This is a genomic window from Ktedonobacter racemifer DSM 44963, from assembly GCF_000178855.1.
GTDB classification, from domain to species: Bacteria; Chloroflexota; Ktedonobacteria; order Ktedonobacterales; family Ktedonobacteraceae; genus Ktedonobacter; species Ktedonobacter racemifer.
On the sequence record NZ_ADVG01000002.1, the window covers coordinates 2,600,660 to 2,615,506 of the forward strand.

At 54.2% G+C, this 14,847-nt stretch carries 11 protein-coding genes; 7 read left to right on the top strand and 4 right to left on the bottom strand.

From position 1 onward, the window contains the following. Positions 1-71: 71 nt before the first annotated feature. Positions 72-1,484 carry a class II fumarate hydratase gene (locus KRAC_RS27555; RefSeq protein WP_040445101.1) on the bottom strand — a complete coding sequence of 471 codons (1,413 nt, stop codon included), beginning with the start codon at positions 1,482-1,484 and terminating at the stop codon, positions 72-74. Positions 1,485-1,829: 345 nt separating this feature from the next. Between KRAC_RS27555 and KRAC_RS27560 the strand changes: the two genes are divergently transcribed. From KRAC_RS27560 to KRAC_RS27575, 4 genes are all read left to right on the top strand, one after another. Continuing rightward, positions 1,830-2,327 (top strand): NUDIX hydrolase, encoded by a 498-nt coding sequence (locus KRAC_RS27560; RefSeq protein ID WP_007912934.1) that lies wholly within the window; start codon positions 1,830-1,832, stop codon positions 2,325-2,327. Between the two features lie 138 nt (positions 2,328-2,465). Next, positions 2,466-2,741 (top strand): hypothetical protein, encoded by a 276-nt coding sequence (locus KRAC_RS27565; protein WP_007912936.1) that lies wholly within the window; start codon positions 2,466-2,468, stop codon positions 2,739-2,741. Positions 2,742-2,973: 232 nt separating this feature from the next. Then, positions 2,974-3,378, top strand: a complete 405-nt coding sequence (gene panD / locus KRAC_RS27570) for an aspartate 1-decarboxylase (protein WP_007912939.1) — start codon at positions 2,974-2,976, stop codon at positions 3,376-3,378. A gap of 251 nt (positions 3,379-3,629) precedes the next feature. Next, complete coding sequence (locus KRAC_RS27575) at positions 3,630-4,283, top strand: RecX family transcriptional regulator (protein ID WP_007912941.1); 654 nt, start codon at positions 3,630-3,632, stop codon at positions 4,281-4,283. Positions 4,284-4,446: 163 nt separating this feature from the next. Here KRAC_RS27575 and KRAC_RS27580 read toward each other — a convergent pair whose 3' ends face one another. Continuing rightward, a complete protein-coding gene (locus tag KRAC_RS27580; protein WP_007912943.1) occupies positions 4,447-6,732 on the bottom strand; it encodes a serine/threonine protein kinase in 2,286 nt (761 codons plus the stop codon). A 641-nt stretch (positions 6,733-7,373) separates the two neighbouring features. On the opposite strand from KRAC_RS27580, the gene groES reads away from it, so the two are divergent. The 3 genes from groES to KRAC_RS27595 all read left to right on the top strand — a co-directional run bounded on the left by groES (position 7,374) and on the right by KRAC_RS27595 (position 11,260). Next, on the top strand, positions 7,374-7,676 hold the full coding sequence (groES, locus tag KRAC_RS27585; protein WP_007912946.1) for a co-chaperone GroES: 303 nt from the start codon (positions 7,374-7,376) through the stop codon (positions 7,674-7,676). 83 nt (positions 7,677-7,759) lie between these two features. Next, a complete protein-coding gene (groL, locus tag KRAC_RS27590; RefSeq protein ID WP_007912947.1) occupies positions 7,760-9,397 on the top strand; it encodes a chaperonin GroEL in 1,638 nt (545 codons plus the stop codon). A gap of 201 nt (positions 9,398-9,598) precedes the next feature. Beyond that, the gene (locus tag KRAC_RS27595) at positions 9,599-11,260 is read left to right on the top strand and encodes a glycosyltransferase family 39 protein (RefSeq protein ID WP_007912949.1); all 1,662 of its coding nucleotides are present in this window, start codon (positions 9,599-9,601) and stop codon (positions 11,258-11,260) included. 75 nt (positions 11,261-11,335) lie between these two features. On the opposite strand, the gene KRAC_RS27600 is transcribed toward KRAC_RS27595, so the two are convergent. Continuing rightward, positions 11,336-12,880 (bottom strand): carboxypeptidase M32, encoded by a 1,545-nt coding sequence (locus KRAC_RS27600; protein WP_007912950.1) that lies wholly within the window; start codon positions 12,878-12,880, stop codon positions 11,336-11,338. Between the two features lie 15 nt (positions 12,881-12,895). Continuing rightward, on the bottom strand, positions 12,896-14,824 hold the full coding sequence (locus KRAC_RS27605) for a S9 family peptidase (protein WP_007912953.1): 1,929 nt from the start codon (positions 14,822-14,824) through the stop codon (positions 12,896-12,898). Positions 14,825-14,847 lie beyond the last annotated feature (23 nt).

Consider the following 14,847-nt stretch of genomic DNA (forward strand, 5'->3'; position numbering starts at 1 on the left):
CCCTCCTTGACACAGTCTATTTCCCAACGAAAAAAAGAAAGACCGGAACACACAGTTCCGGTCCTGTCTGTTTAGCCTGCAGCGGGCCCTCCGTCCAGGCCGGGTCTGGTCATACTTGAGGGGTCCAGGATGCGATCCAGGTCCTCCTCGGAAAGGTCGGTCTTCTCCCGCGTCACCTCGCGAATGGTCTTGCCTGTTTTGTGCGCCTCTTTCGAGATCGCGGCTGCGGCATCATAGCCAATCACTGGCGCTAGCGAGGTACAGATCGCCAGGCCACGCTCGACCATCTCAGGTCCCTTCGTCGTCGCCTTCAGGCCCTTGATGCACTGACGTGTGAAATTGCGCGCCGAGGCCGCCAGCAGTTCAATCGACTGCAAGAGGTTGTAGGCTGTGACCGGCATCATGACATTGATCTCGAAATTGCCCGCCTGGCCCGCGACCGTAATCGTCGTATGGTTGCCCATCACCTGGGCGCAGACCATACAGACCGACTCAGCGATGACCGGATTTACTTTGCCGGGCATAATCGAGCTGCCAGGCTGTACGGCGGGCAGTTCAATCTCACCAATGCCCGCACGGGGACCAGAACCAAGCCAGCGAATGTCGTTCGCGATCTTCATCAGGCTGACTGCCAGAGTATTGAGCGCGCCGCTCGCCTCTACGACATTATCCAGCGTGCTCTGCGCCTGGAAGTGATTGCTCGTCTCGCGTACCTCGATGCCATTGGCCTGGGAGAGGCGTTGGCAGACACGGGCCGAGAACTCGGGATGCGTATTCACGCCTGTTCCAACCGCCGTTCCACCCAGGGCAAGCTCAGCCAGTTCGCCCTGCGCACGGCGCACACGAGCGATGCCGCGTTCAATCTGACCTACATAGCCCAGAAACTCCTGACCCAGGCGAATGGGGGTCGCGTCTTGCAGGTGGGTGCGCCCGGTCTTGATCACGGACATAAACTCGTCCGCCTTCTCCTGCAAGGCCTGCTGAAGCTCCTCAAGTGCAGGAACCAGGTCTTTCTCTATGCTGACCAGTGCAGAGAGATGCATCGCGGAGGGAATGACATCATTAGAGGACTGACCAAAATTGACATGATCATTGGGATGCACCTTGCGCGAGCCACGCGAACCGCCCAGCAGCTCGCTGGCGCGGTTGGCGATCACCTCATTGGCATTCATATTCGTCGAGGTGCCAGAGCCGGTCTGAAAAATATCCAGCACAAAATGCGCGTCCAGCTTGCCATCAATGACCTCTTGCGCCGCCTTAACGATGGCTTCGGCGATAGAGCCATCAACAGCCCCCAACTCCTCATTGGTCTGCGCGGCTGCCTGCTTAATCTGGCCAAGCGCACGAATGAAGGCCCGGGGGAAGCGCAGCGAGCTAATGGGGAAGTTTAGCACTGCACGCTGTGTGCTCGCACCATAATAAGCATCTATAGGAACCTGCATCTCGCCCATGGAGTCGCGTTCGATGCGGGTCTCTTGAGTCATAGTCATATCCATCTCCTCATCGAGCATAGTGGTAATAACGCTGGTATTATACCACGCTCGCCCATTTCAGTGAGCGCCCAGGCGGAGCACGCCGCAGTAAGCCCTGACATAACTTAGAATCAAAAGCAACTTACAGTTACTTGACACCTCTAGCATGGTACAATAGTCAGAAATTAGAGGCTCAGGGCGTTTTCTGCTTCTCTACTTGAGAGACATTTTCCGCTGGAAACGGGCATAAGCGTGCAGCTGGCATGAATACGTCTGTCAAATCTGCAAACCTGTCGCCTGTGCCTATGAGCCGCTGCCGGGATCGTCGTTTATGATGCTAGTCAGGAGAGTATACGAATGTCCGATCTGCACATCAAATATTGCCCGGTATGTGCTACACCGCTGGTCAAAAAACAACTTTTCAACGCAGAGCGCCTCGCCTGCGAGAACTGCGGCTATATCTTCTTCCTCAATCCCAAAGTGGTAGCGATAGTCGTAATCCGCCACGAGGGAAAATTTCTGCTTGGCAGGCGCAATATTAATCCAGGCAAGGGCAAATGGGGCTTCTCCGGCGGGTACGTGGACCGGGGAGAGACCGTTGAAGAGGCCGCACTACGTGAAGTTAAGGAAGAGACTAACCTGGATATCGAGTTGGGCGGCCTGATTGGCGTCTATAGCGAGACCAGCAGTCCCCATGTCATCATCGCCTACCAGGGCACCATCCTCGACAACACACTTCATACCCTCTCGGCCCAGGCAGAAGAGGTCAGTGAACTAGGCTTCTTCCAACCGGATGCCCTCCCCGAACTGGCCTTCCCTGTAGACCAACAGATCCTTGACGACCTTTTCAAATAAAAAATTGTTCTTTATAATATACTCAGCAATACTCCGAGACAGCGTGAAGCCGATGGCGATGTTGGGGAGTAAATATAATAGAAATAGCAGTTTGTTGCAGAGTTATCTACATCACAGACAACACAGGTGGAATATCTTATGCTTTCTATAGAGACTCAGGCACGTTTACAACAGCAAGGCCTCAACGCCTTCGACGAAGTTTCCTTGCGCGAAGAGCTAGAGAAACACGCGCCAACCTATACGCTTATTCGCCTGGCGGCCTGGCCCGCACGCCGCTGGAAATGCCATTATCGCTTGATGCTTGGCGACACCATCCATGATGCCCAAAACGTAGCCGAGGCCTATGCGATGGCTCTCCTCTCGCTCCTGGAGCGCCCTCTCGTCGAATCCGAGCCTCAGCCCAGCCATAGTTAGCAGGCAGCAGGCAATCCCCTCGCCACGCGAGCAAACAACCAATTAGTAATAGCCCCTATGCCTAAATATAGGACAAGTGGCAAAAGTATGGCTATAATAAGGGTACCAATCGTTCATTCTTATGAATAGTTATAATAAGGGTAGAGTATTCAATACTCAGCCATTGTTAATGCGTATCGTTAGTTCTACATAAGCACATCATTTTGTAACGCGGAAAGGAACAACCACTATTATGCTGCGTACCATGTGTAAAGGGAAAATTCATCGCGCCACCGTTACCCAGGCCAATCTCAATTATGTCGGTAGCATCACGATTGACCAGGATCTGTTGGATGCGGCAGGCATCTACCCTTACGAGAAGGTACAGATTGTCAACATCAATAATGGTGCCCGCCTCGAGACCTACACCATCGCTGGCGCGCGTGGTTCCGGTGTCATCTGCTTGAACGGCGCAGCCGCTCGTATGACCGCTGAAGGCGATCTGGTCATCATTATTAGCTATGCTGATTTCACGGAAGAAGAGATTCGTACCCTGACTCCACATCTTGTATTCGTCGACGAGAATAACCGTTTGACCGAGAAAAAAGACGTTCCTCTGTACGAGATGTTGCCCGAGCCTGAAGCCGCCCTCTTCTAGGAGCGCAAGCTTCAAGTAGTCATTTCATTCAGCCAGGAGGTTGGATGAATTACTACTTACATCCAACCTACCAAACGTTTGTAAGGCTCCCTCCAAGCCCTCCTCATTTCACAGATCCACTCTAAGATTAGACCCTCTTCCACTTTTATAAGTATGTTTAAGAATAGGAAGGAAGCGTACTTTTGTCCGTGGAAAAAGGCTTATATGTGCCTCCACTTGGAGCCACACCGTAAAAAAACTATAATACCCCTATGCGAATTACATCACTGCAAACACAGGTCAATAATCCTGACCGTATAAATATTTTTGTCGACGAGCACTTCCTGCTCGGCGCCAATGCTATGCTGGTCTTACAGATGAGTTTACATGTGGGACAGGAGATCACTCCCGCCCAGGTTGAGCAGATCCAGCAAGAGGAGGCCCTACAGCAGTCGGTCGACCGCGCCTTGAACTACCTCTCATTTCGTCCCCGTAGCCGCCAGGAGGTTCGTAACTATCTTCGCCGCAAAGGTACCACTCCCGAACATATCCAGGTGGTACTAGAACGCCTGGACCGCATGGACCTGGTCAATGACCGCAGCTTTGCCTCGTTCTGGCTGGAGAATAGAGAGCAGTTCAGTCCCAAAGGTGCTCAGGCCCTTAAGAATGAGCTGCGCCAGAAAGGCATACAGCGCGAAGTCATTGACGAGCTTGTAGATGAGGAGAACGACGAGGGGCGCGCACAACGCGCCGCGGAGAAGAAGGCGCGCAGCCTGCTACGCCAGCCCAGTATCGACTACGCCACATTCTATCGTCGCCTGGGAAGCTTTCTGCAACGTCGTGGCTTCAGCTTCGAAATCACCAAGCGCATCGTCAAGCGTATCTGGGAGGAACAGCGACAGGAGACGGTGGGAGAGGAAGAATAGAGCGGAGACGCAGGAGCATTCAGCCCTGGTAGCCCGACGCTGCTAAAGCACGCGTCTACATATGAAGGTACGGGGCATCTCGCGCCTTTATATGTAGACGCGTGCTTTAGCAGCGTCGTCTCCCCAGCGTCAGCCCCTGGTTTTATTCTTCCTCCACTGGTGATCATTGCCCCATATAGCGAGGATCATATGGCGGGAAAGCCGGGCTTCCCATACTGTTATTATCATCGTTATTGTCGGAATTATCCGTCGTAGGCGTATTCTGCGGCGTGGGTACTGCTGGTAGCTGGACGGAGGGCAGGGTCGCGGGATTCTGGCTTGACACTGTGATCTGCTGCGCATTGCCGGGAAGAGTATCGCCATACGAGAGATTGACCGAAACGCTATTGGGATCAATCCCCTCCTGCTTTGCGATATACGCCCGGGCATCGCTTTTCTTCATGCTCTTGAGATGATTCTGCATAGCCTGGAGCTTCTGAGGCGTGATCTGATAGCGTATCACGCTGGCAATCGGTACCAGCAGCGTTGCCCCCTGCGCATCAGTTCCTTTAAGCACGGGTTGGCCTACGCGTACCGTAGAATTCATCACCTCAAAGTTCGCCCCCGCATCCTGCAACAGTTTCTGGCGCGCCACCGCCTGCGCATCGCTGTTGCTGTAGTAGCTCAGTATCCCCTCCTCCGTCAGCGTCACGGAGACGGTAGAACTCTTCTGGCCAACTTCGGGCTGGTATGAACTCTGCTTATCGTTAAAGGAAGGCTGCCCCAGCGGACTGGCGTTTTTGCCTTTGACCTCGTTATTCAAATCCTGGGTCAACTGTTTAATCAGACCTTGTTTGGTTTCAATACCCAGGTTAATAATATCGTTGCTGGCAACCACGGTCGGGCAATTAAAGAGGCAGAAGAAGGGGCGACCCGTAGCTGGACCAGAGCGTGTACCCGTCTCGGTCTTACGAGCCTCATTAATAGGAATGGTGCCCGCGTTAGTATCCACATGAGAGGTTCCATCGACGGCCCGAATAGTATACACCTTGCTGATCGTCTGTACCTGTGGGCTAAATGTCACTTTGGCCGTAATGGCATTCTGAAAGACAAAGAGCGACATCCCAATAATCAGTACAACAATTGCTACGATACCAATGGGAATAAGAAGGGCTAAAGGACGCCTGTTCTTTTGTGGCCTGGGTGCCGGAGGACGACTCATCTGTGGTGAGGATTGCCGCAGTTGCGCAGGATCCACAAATGAGGTTGGCGCATCATAGTCGCCACCGCCAAAGGACTTCGTACTGCCAGGCAGGATAAACTCTTCGCGCTGCAAGACCGCCTGCTCCTTGCGAGGCGGGATAGGACTCTTTTTTCCAGGCAGTCCTTGCCCGAGATCGGGTGAGCTCTTCTCCCGCACCTGCATGCCCTCGGCTGAGGTAGCTTGATAGCTACGTGGAGAGGCAGGAATCGCGGGATAAGCTCCCGAGGGCATGCCAGACGCTGTCTTACTAGCCAGATCACGTCCCTGACGTGTGGGCGTTGGCGGTACATTGGATGGCCCAGCAGATTTTGGCGTTGGCGAGACGACGGGAAATTTATCGCTCAGGCCAGAGGGCCGCGTCTCGGGCGACACACGCAGAGACCGATAGGCTTGCTCAAATGCCTGAAGTAGTTCGTCGGCGCTGGCATAGCGGCGCGCAGGATCGGGGGCGACAGAGCGCGCAACAACCTCCTCAAGTGGAGGCGGCAGCATCGTACCGGTGCTGATATGCGGCAGGTGCCCCGTAATCATTTGATAGAGAATAATGCCCAGCGAATAGATATCATTGCTGGGAGCTGCGACGCCATCAGCCCGTTCAGGCGCCATATAAGCCACAGTCCCAACCTCATGATCAGCCGTGGTCAGAGGAGGGCTGGCAAGCGACCCCTGAAGCGAGGCAATCCCAAAGTCGATCAGGCGCACATAGACCTGGTTCCCATCATCCTCGCGATCCAGCAGAATGTTACTGGGCTTCAAGTCGCGGTGAATGACACCTCGCTTATGAATATAGGCAATAGCCTGCACCAGGGCTTTAAAGAGCTGATAGATTTCGCCATATGAGAGCGGCCCCTGCTGCAAACGCTGCGCTAGCGTGCCGCCCTTGATATAGGGGGTTACGAGGAAGAGGCGTCCCTGCTCCTCGCCAAACTCGAACAAGGGGAGAATATGTTCATGCTTCAGATGCGCGCTAACCTCGGCCTCGCGTAGAAAGCGCTTACGCGCTACACTGTCATAGGCCAGGTCCGAGCGAATAATCTTGACCGCGACTTCACGGCCAAAAGCACTACGCTGGCGCGCCAGGTAGACCTCGCCCATACCACCCACGTCGATACGATGCACCAGGTCATAGTTGCCAAATTTCTGCGGGTTCGCTTGACCATCTGTCGCACCAGACAAATTTCTCAGATTTCCACGCTGTTCTTTCATGAGTTATTTTTCGAGGGCAATAGAAAAAACGGACTCTGTAGAGTACTACGAAGACAGAAGCGATAAGTCGCAAGAAGATAAACGCTTTTCAGCCCAGTTTTCCACGTCCTCTCCTCCCAGGTAGCTCTCATTGTCTACCACGCCTACCAATTCTCAACAGGTACCTACCAGGAGCAGCTCGCTAGCTCGCATCGGGTAAGGTGTGTCTGGTGGTGGGCTGGCGAAGCCAGCCCACCACCAGACACACCTTACCCCTGAGCGCCGCAGGCGCGAAGGACACTGTATAAAAAGACATGTTGAATAACTTCCATAATGGCTCTATTTTGCAGTATAGCATCTAAAGAGAAGGAATGGAAGAGAAGGTTATCATAAGAAGAGAAGGGGCGAAGGCAGTAACGTACTCATCAATATAACGTAGAGTCTCTCACTAGCGCGTTATAGCTTTTCGTGTCCCTTAGCTGCACGCCATAGGCAAATTTTGGGTGCGAAACCCTTGCACATTCGCCATTGATGGTGTATTATGTATGCGGTTCGCACTCTCATGCGAAGAGTGCTAAATTAAAAGATCTTGCCGAAGATCATGCAAAGATCAGATCCAGTCATCTGGAATAAAGCAAAGCAGTAATCAGGGAGAAAAGAGTATGCCAACTGTGAGTGTCAAGCTTCGACCACTTGGTGATCGCGTGGTAGTTAAACCCCTGGCTCGTGAAGCCGTCACGAAGAGCGGTATTGTCCTGCCGGATACAGCCAAAGAGAAGCCTCAGGAAGGCGAAGTGCTAGCAGTTGGTTCTGGCAAAGTGCTAGACAACGGCAAACGCACCACTCTCGAGGTTCAGGTTGGTCAGACCGTCCTATTTGCGAAATATGCTGGTACTGAGATTAAGCTCGAGGGTGAGGAGTATCTGATCCTCCGCGAGAGCGACATCATGGGTATTATCGAGTAGACCAAGACACACATCATTGAAGAGAAGGCAAACAACTTCTCCAAGAAATACAACCAATGTACCATAAATAGGAGAGATGTATCGTGGCTAAACGTGTACAGTTTGATGAGAAAGCACGCTATTCTCTGAAGCGGGGCATGGATGTGCTGGCTGACGCCGTCAAAGTGACGATTGGTCCTAAGGGCCGCAACGTTGTGCTGGACAAGAAATTTGGCGCCCCCACCATTACCAACGATGGCGTCACCATCGCCCGCGAGATTGATCTGCCCGACCAGTTTGAGAACATGGGCGCTCAGCTGCTCAAAGAGGCGGCGACCAAGACCAACGATGTCGCTGGTGACGGCACCACCACCGCCACTGTGCTGGCACACGCCATCGTGACCGAGGGCCTGAAGAACCTCGCCGCGGGCGCCAACCCCATGATCCTGCGTCGTGGCCTGGAGAAGGGTTCCGAGGCGGTCATCAACGAGATCAAAGCGATGAGCAAGCCCGTCGAGACCCGCGAGCAGATCGCCCAGGTCGCCTCGATCTCCGCCGCTGATCCTGAAATCGGTGACCTGATCGCCGAGGTCATGGAGAAGGTCGGCAAAGACGGCGTGATCACCGTCGAAGAGGGCCGCGGCATCGAGATGGAGAAAGAGTATACCGAGGGTATGCAGTTCGACCGTGGCTTCATCTCCCCCTACATGACGAGCAACAACGAGCACACCCTGGCCGAGCTCAACGACCCCTACATCCTCATCACCGACAAGAAGATTAGCGCCATCGCTGACATCCTGCCCATCCTGGAGCGCGTGCTTCAGAGTGGCCGCAAGGACCTGGTGATTATCTCTGAGGATATCGACGGCGAGGCCCTGGCAACCCTGGTTGTCAACAAGATGCGCGGTGCCTTCAACGTCCTGGGTATCAAGGCTCCTGGCTTCGGCGATCGCCGCGAGGCCATGCTAGAGGATATCGCCATCCTGACCGGTGGCGCTGTTATCACCGAGAAGAAGGGCCTCAAGCTTGAGAGCACTTCTCTCGATGACCTGGGTAGCGCCCGCTCCGTAACCTCGACCAAGGACTTCACCACCATCGTCGAGGGTGCCGGCTCCAACCAGGCCATCCAGGCCCGCATCGCCCAGATTCGCACCCAGATCCAGGATACCACCAGCGACTATGACCGCGAGAAGCTCCAGGAGCGCCTGGCCAAGCTGGCCGGTGGCGTTGGCGTTATCAAAGTCGGTGCCGCGACCGAGGTCGAGATGAAAGAGAAGAAGCATCGTGTTGAGGATGCGCTCTCCGCGACCCGCGCCGCAATCGAAGAGGGCATCATCCCTGGTGGTGGCTCCGCGTTGATCAAGGCCCTCAAGGTCCTCGACAACGTCCAGACTCCCGCTGGTGACGAGGCTACTGGTGTGACCATCCTGCGCCGCGCGCTCGAAGAGCCTCTGCGCCAGATCGCCCAGAACGCCGGTCTCGATGGCTCCGTTATCGTCGACCAGGTCCGCAAGGCCGAAGGCTTCGTTGGCTTCGACGCCTACGCGAACCGCTACGTTGACATGTTCGACGCCGGTATCATCGACCCCGTAAAGGTGACCCGCTCGGCCCTACAGAACGCGGTCAGCATCGCCGGAATGGTCCTCTCGACCGACACCCTGGTCTCCGAGATTCCCGAAGAGACCCCCGCAGCCCCCGCTGGCGGCATGCCCGGCATGGGCGGCATGCCCGGCATGATGTAATATTGCCCAGGGATAAAAAACAAAAGAGGTGGTTCTGCGTACGCAGAACCACCTCTTTTGTTTTTTATCCCTGGGCAATATTTTGTATAGTACCTTCGTGAGAAGCATACAATATCTCAATGAATTTATACATAAAAAAGCGTCTATAAAAACAGAGCAATACATAATTTACATCTTTTAACGCTGAGGAGAACACCTGGTATGTCGCAACCATCTCATGCTGATGCAGATACGGCAATACCGCAACAACTAGTTGCTGGTAGTAATAGTTGGTTACAGCCTCTTATACTGACAAGGTACCGACATTGGATTGCAGGGATTTGCATATTTATTCTAGCTATTGTCTTTTGCTTCTATCACCTGGGAACACCAAGTATCTGGTTCGATGAGGCTTTCTCTGTAGAATTAGCGCGTCAACCATTATCTTTAGTCTGGCGTCTAATTACTGGCCCTGAGCCCAATATGGAGTTATATTATCTCCTGCTACATTTTTGGCTACAAGTCACATCGCTCTTCGGCTTTCAACCGACAGAATTTATTGTGCGCTTTCCCTCGGCTCTCAGTGCCTCGTGTTGTGCATTGATCATCTATATGCTTGGCCGGCGCGCAGTTGGGCTTATTGGTGGCTGCCTGGCAGCATGTCTCTATATTTTGAGCGATTTACAACTCACCTATGCACAACAGACTAGGGGCTATGCGCTTCAATCACTGCTGCTTTGCCTCTCATTCCTGGCACTCTGGCAAGCAATCCTCGGACAGAAGCATCAAGCTCGCTGGTGGACTATTTATACCATAGCTGGTGTACTCGCAGTCTATACCCATCTCTTCAGTGTTCTCGTATTGTTAGCCCAGGGAATCGCACTAGCAGGTATCCTCCTCGTTCCCAATGCCTGGCAAAAACAGTCACGAAGCCAATTTAAAGCCATGCTACTGAGCGCGGTCAGCATGGGTGTGCTTTTGCTCCCAGTGATCATTCTCACCCGCCACGGCTCAAAAACTGGCTGGTTACCTGTTCCTCATCTCTCCAACATTTATCATTTATTCCAAACATTCAGTGGCAACCAAAAATTCTACTTCTATGGAAGCCTGGCCTGTATTTGCGCGGCCATTCTCATCGTAACCACATCATATCTTTTGCAATATCAGCCCAGGTTACGCGAAAGTGTCATACAAAAGAGTAACTCGACAGAAACGTTACTCTCGCAACAAAACCTTCTCCCCTGGTTATGGCTCTTACTCTGCTGGCTTGTTATTCCGATTGTAGCCAGTTTCATCGTTTCCCAGGGAGCAACTCGTCTCTTCTCCTCACGCTATCTAGTGGTTGTTCTACCAGCATTCTTCTTATTAGTAGCAAGCGGAGTAACAGCATTACGCAATCGAGGAGTGCAGGCGTTGCTAATCATAGAGCTGCTCTTTCTCGCGTATAGTACTGTTCCCACATATTATCGCAGTGCCCAGGTCGAAGACTGGAACGTATCCTCCGCATGGCTGGTAGAGCACTATCAGCCAGGTGATGGACTTGTCTGCTACGACAATATCCAGGGGTGCCAGATTTCAATGGAATACTATCTTCACGCTTATCCCGCCAATGATGCCCACTTTTCTCCTGATTCACCAGGTTTCTTTTCGTGGGAAACATATAACTTCAACAACGCTCCTGATGCCTTAGATACCAAAAAGCTAGCGGCATATGGTACCAAACATCCGCACCTGTTTCTGATTATTGCTCGCCTTTCTAGCTATGAGTCAGTCAAAAGAGTACATGCAACAGAGCAATGGCTGGATATGCATTTCCATTACGCTGATCAATTTGTAACTCGTACTGTGACTATCAGAATCTATGCTACTTCCACACAATCCTAAGTCACAATAAAGCAAAAAAAAGTATGGGCCTGTGCTTCCTAGGAGAGCATAGGCCCATAGGCGTATTTAGGCTATTTACAGGTTGTAGATGCCGGAGAACTTCTCGGTCAGATAGCGGACGAAGTACTGGGGGTCAGCCTCTTCGCCCACGACACGCTTGAGCAGGTCGGCAGGCTTGTAGGTCGCGCCATAGGCGTACATGTTTTCCTGCAACCAGCTCAGGACGAAGCGGGTATCACCCTGCTCCAGGCGCGCGTCGAAATCGGGGAAGACGCTACGCAGCTTGGAGTAGATCTGAGCGCCATACAGGTTGCCCAGGGTGTAGGACGGGAAGTAGCCAAAGCCAGAGGACCAGTGGACATCCTGCAACACGCCCAGGCTATCGGTTGGCGGCTCAACGCTCAGGTACTCTTTGTACTTGCTGCTCCAGATGCTGGGCAGCGACTCAACGGCAATATCACCGTTGATCAGGGCGCGCTCGATCTCAAAGCGAATGATGATGTGCAGGTTATAGGTGACCTCGTCGGCCTCGGTGCGGATCAGGCTTGGCTCCACATGGTTAAGCGCGTGGGCAAAGGTTTTGGCATCCAGGTTCTGGAACTGCTCGGGGAAGGCGCGCTGGACGATGGGGAACTGACCACGCCAGAAGGCCTCAGAGCGACCAATGCCATTCTCCCACAGGCGCGACTGCGACTCATGCACGCCCATTGAGGCGCCACTGGCCAGCGGTGTGCGTAGCAGCGAGGGCGCACAGCCCTGCTCATAGACGGCGTGACCGCCCTCATGCAGGGAGGACATGATCGACCAGGGCAGATTCTTCTCGTCGTAGCGCGTGGTCAGGCGCACATCTAGAGGCGAGCCAAAGCTGGTGGTAAAGGGGTGCGCGGAAACCGCCATCTGCCCACGATTGAAGTCATAGCCCATGCTCTCCAACAGGTGCTTATTCAGCTCTTGCTGCTTCTCGACAGGGAAGGTGTTGGAGAGACTACTGGTGTCAACCTTGTGGCCACTCTCCTGAATACGCTTGAGTATGGTGGCGCTGACCTCACGGACGGGAGCGAAGAGTACATCGACGCGGCTAGCAGTCAGACCCGGCTCGTAGAGATCAAGCAAAGCATCATAGCGGCACTCCTGGTAGCCAAAGCGGTCCGCGACCTCGCGCTGAAACTCGACCGTGCGCTGGAGCCAGGGCGAGAAGCTGGCAAAGTCGTTGTTGTGGCGCGCCTTGACCCAGGCCTCAAAGCTCTTCACGCGCACACGCTCCATCTCTTCAACCATCTCGCGCGGGAGCTTGGTTGACTGGTCGTAGGAGCGGCGCGCATGATACACCAGGCCACGATCAGCATCGGTATACTCCGGCTGCTTGACGACCTCTTCGAGCTGCAATACCAGCTCACCCAGGCGAGGATTGGTCAAGCGCTCATGAATCAGGCCCTGCATGGTTGCCATCTGGTGCGCACGCGCCTCGCCCGCCCCCTCTGGCATACCCGTCTGCTGGTCCCAGTCGGCCAGGGCGGAGAAGGCCCCCAGGTCGGAGATAATATTCATATGCGTGAGCAGTTCTCTGATGTGTTCGTCGCTGCTCGTAAATTGAAGATTCTTCTGTTCTGTCGCCGTCACGGTATGTCCTCTCTTCTACAAATTCTCTATCTCGACTGGCTCAACCTCGTCTGCAAGGGAGAAGCCAAAGATACGGGCGTAAAAGTATAGTTCGGCCTCCAGGGAACGTTTGATGTTCTCCGCCATGCGGAAGCCATGCTGCTCTCCCTCAAAGGGAAGATAGGCCACGGGAATTTCCTTGGCGCGCAGGGCTTCAACCATGACCTCGGCCTGACTGGGAGGTACGATCTTATCTTCAAGACCCTGGAAGAAGATAATCGGACGAGCAAGCCGATCTATGTAGGTCATGGGCGAGCGCTCGACATAGAGTTGCTTCGCCTCGGGATAGGGACCAACCAGGCCAAAGAGGTAGCGCGACTCAAACTTGTGTGTGTCATGCACAAAGGTCGTAAGATCGCTGACGCCAAAGTGACTGGCTCCGGCGGCAAAAGTGTCGCGGAACGAGAGGGCACACAGGGTTGTATACCCGCCCGCGCTCCCACCATGAATGAGCAGGCGCTTGCCATCGGCCAGCGAGCGCTCAACCAGGTAGCGCGCGCCATTGACGCAGTCATCAACATCTACAACGCCCCACTGGCCCTTCAGGCGCTCACGATAGGCCCGACCATAGCCAGTACTGCCACCATAATTGACATCCAGGAGCGCGAAGCCTCGGCTGGTCCAGAAGAGGCGCCCCAGACCCAGGACACTCGATGTCGAACTAGTCGGGCCACCATGGATCTCTACAATCAACGGGGGAAGCTCGCCCTCTGGCGCTTGAAACTCGGGGTTAGTTGGCGGGTAGTAGTAGGCATACGCTGTCTGGCCGTTGGTAGTGGGAAACTCGATTGGCTGGGGTAAGGCGAAGTAGCGCTCGTCGAGCTCAACAGCTTCAGCGGCACGTAGGACCTCAAGTTTCTTGTTGGCGAGATCATACTGCACAATCGCCGGGCGCTGCGTCGGCGAGCCAGCGATGAAGACGACGCGCTCAGAAGAGATGGCGGGCGCCCCCAGCGAGGTATAGAGCGTCTCTATCTCCGTTAATGCACCGGTCTTCAGGTCGATGATTCCCAGGTGGTCGCCGTTCTGGCCATAGATGCATACCAGGCGCTCAGCCGAGGCAAAGTCGTAGGTGCTTGTACTAAAGGTCCATTGCGGGCGCCCAAACTCGGCCTCCATTGGGCAAATGGCCTCGATGGATTCGCCCTTCAGGCGGTAGAGGTTCCACCAACCGCTGCGATCAGAGACGAAGTAGAGTGTGCCATCAGGCGACCAGGCAGGTTGAAAAATCGACTCGCTCGCTCCCCCAGCGACATATTGGGCATAGCTCACAAAGCCGTTAGCATCCAGTTCACCAACCCAGAGTTCGGTGCCATCCCAGGGCATGTTGGGGTGATTCCAGGTCAGCCAGCAGAGGCGTGTCTTATCGGGACTCAGGCGTGGTGTGGAGTAGAAATCATTGCCTGCGACCAGCGTATGAACCGATCCACTTCCGTCCAGGGCGATGCTCACCAGAGTATTGACGGCCTCGCGCTGTGTATTGGTATGGTCCTCACAGACACAGAGTAGGCGCTGCCGCTGCCCATCGATAATCAGGTCGGCATAGCGCTTATTGCCGGGTTCGGTTAGCGGCTCTGGCTCTCCACCCAGAGGCTGGCGATAGAGGCGCTGGTCGCTAAAATTCGCGAAATACACTGTATTTTCGTGAACTATATAATCGCCGCCGCCATATTCGTGGACCCGCGTGCGGGCGTTAAACGGGGCTGGTGTGATATCCTGCGTCACACCATCGGCTCCCTGGCGCACGATTACACCACGCCCACCTTCTTCGGGGCGCACTTCCAGCCAGTAGGTATCCTGGCCCTGAATCTGTACCTGTCCTCGCCTGACCGCTTTAGCAACAATCATATCGGTCGTGATGGGAGATGCCCAGGCACCATAGGGGGCAATTTGTGGTTTTGTCATGATGGATATTCTTCTCCAAATAT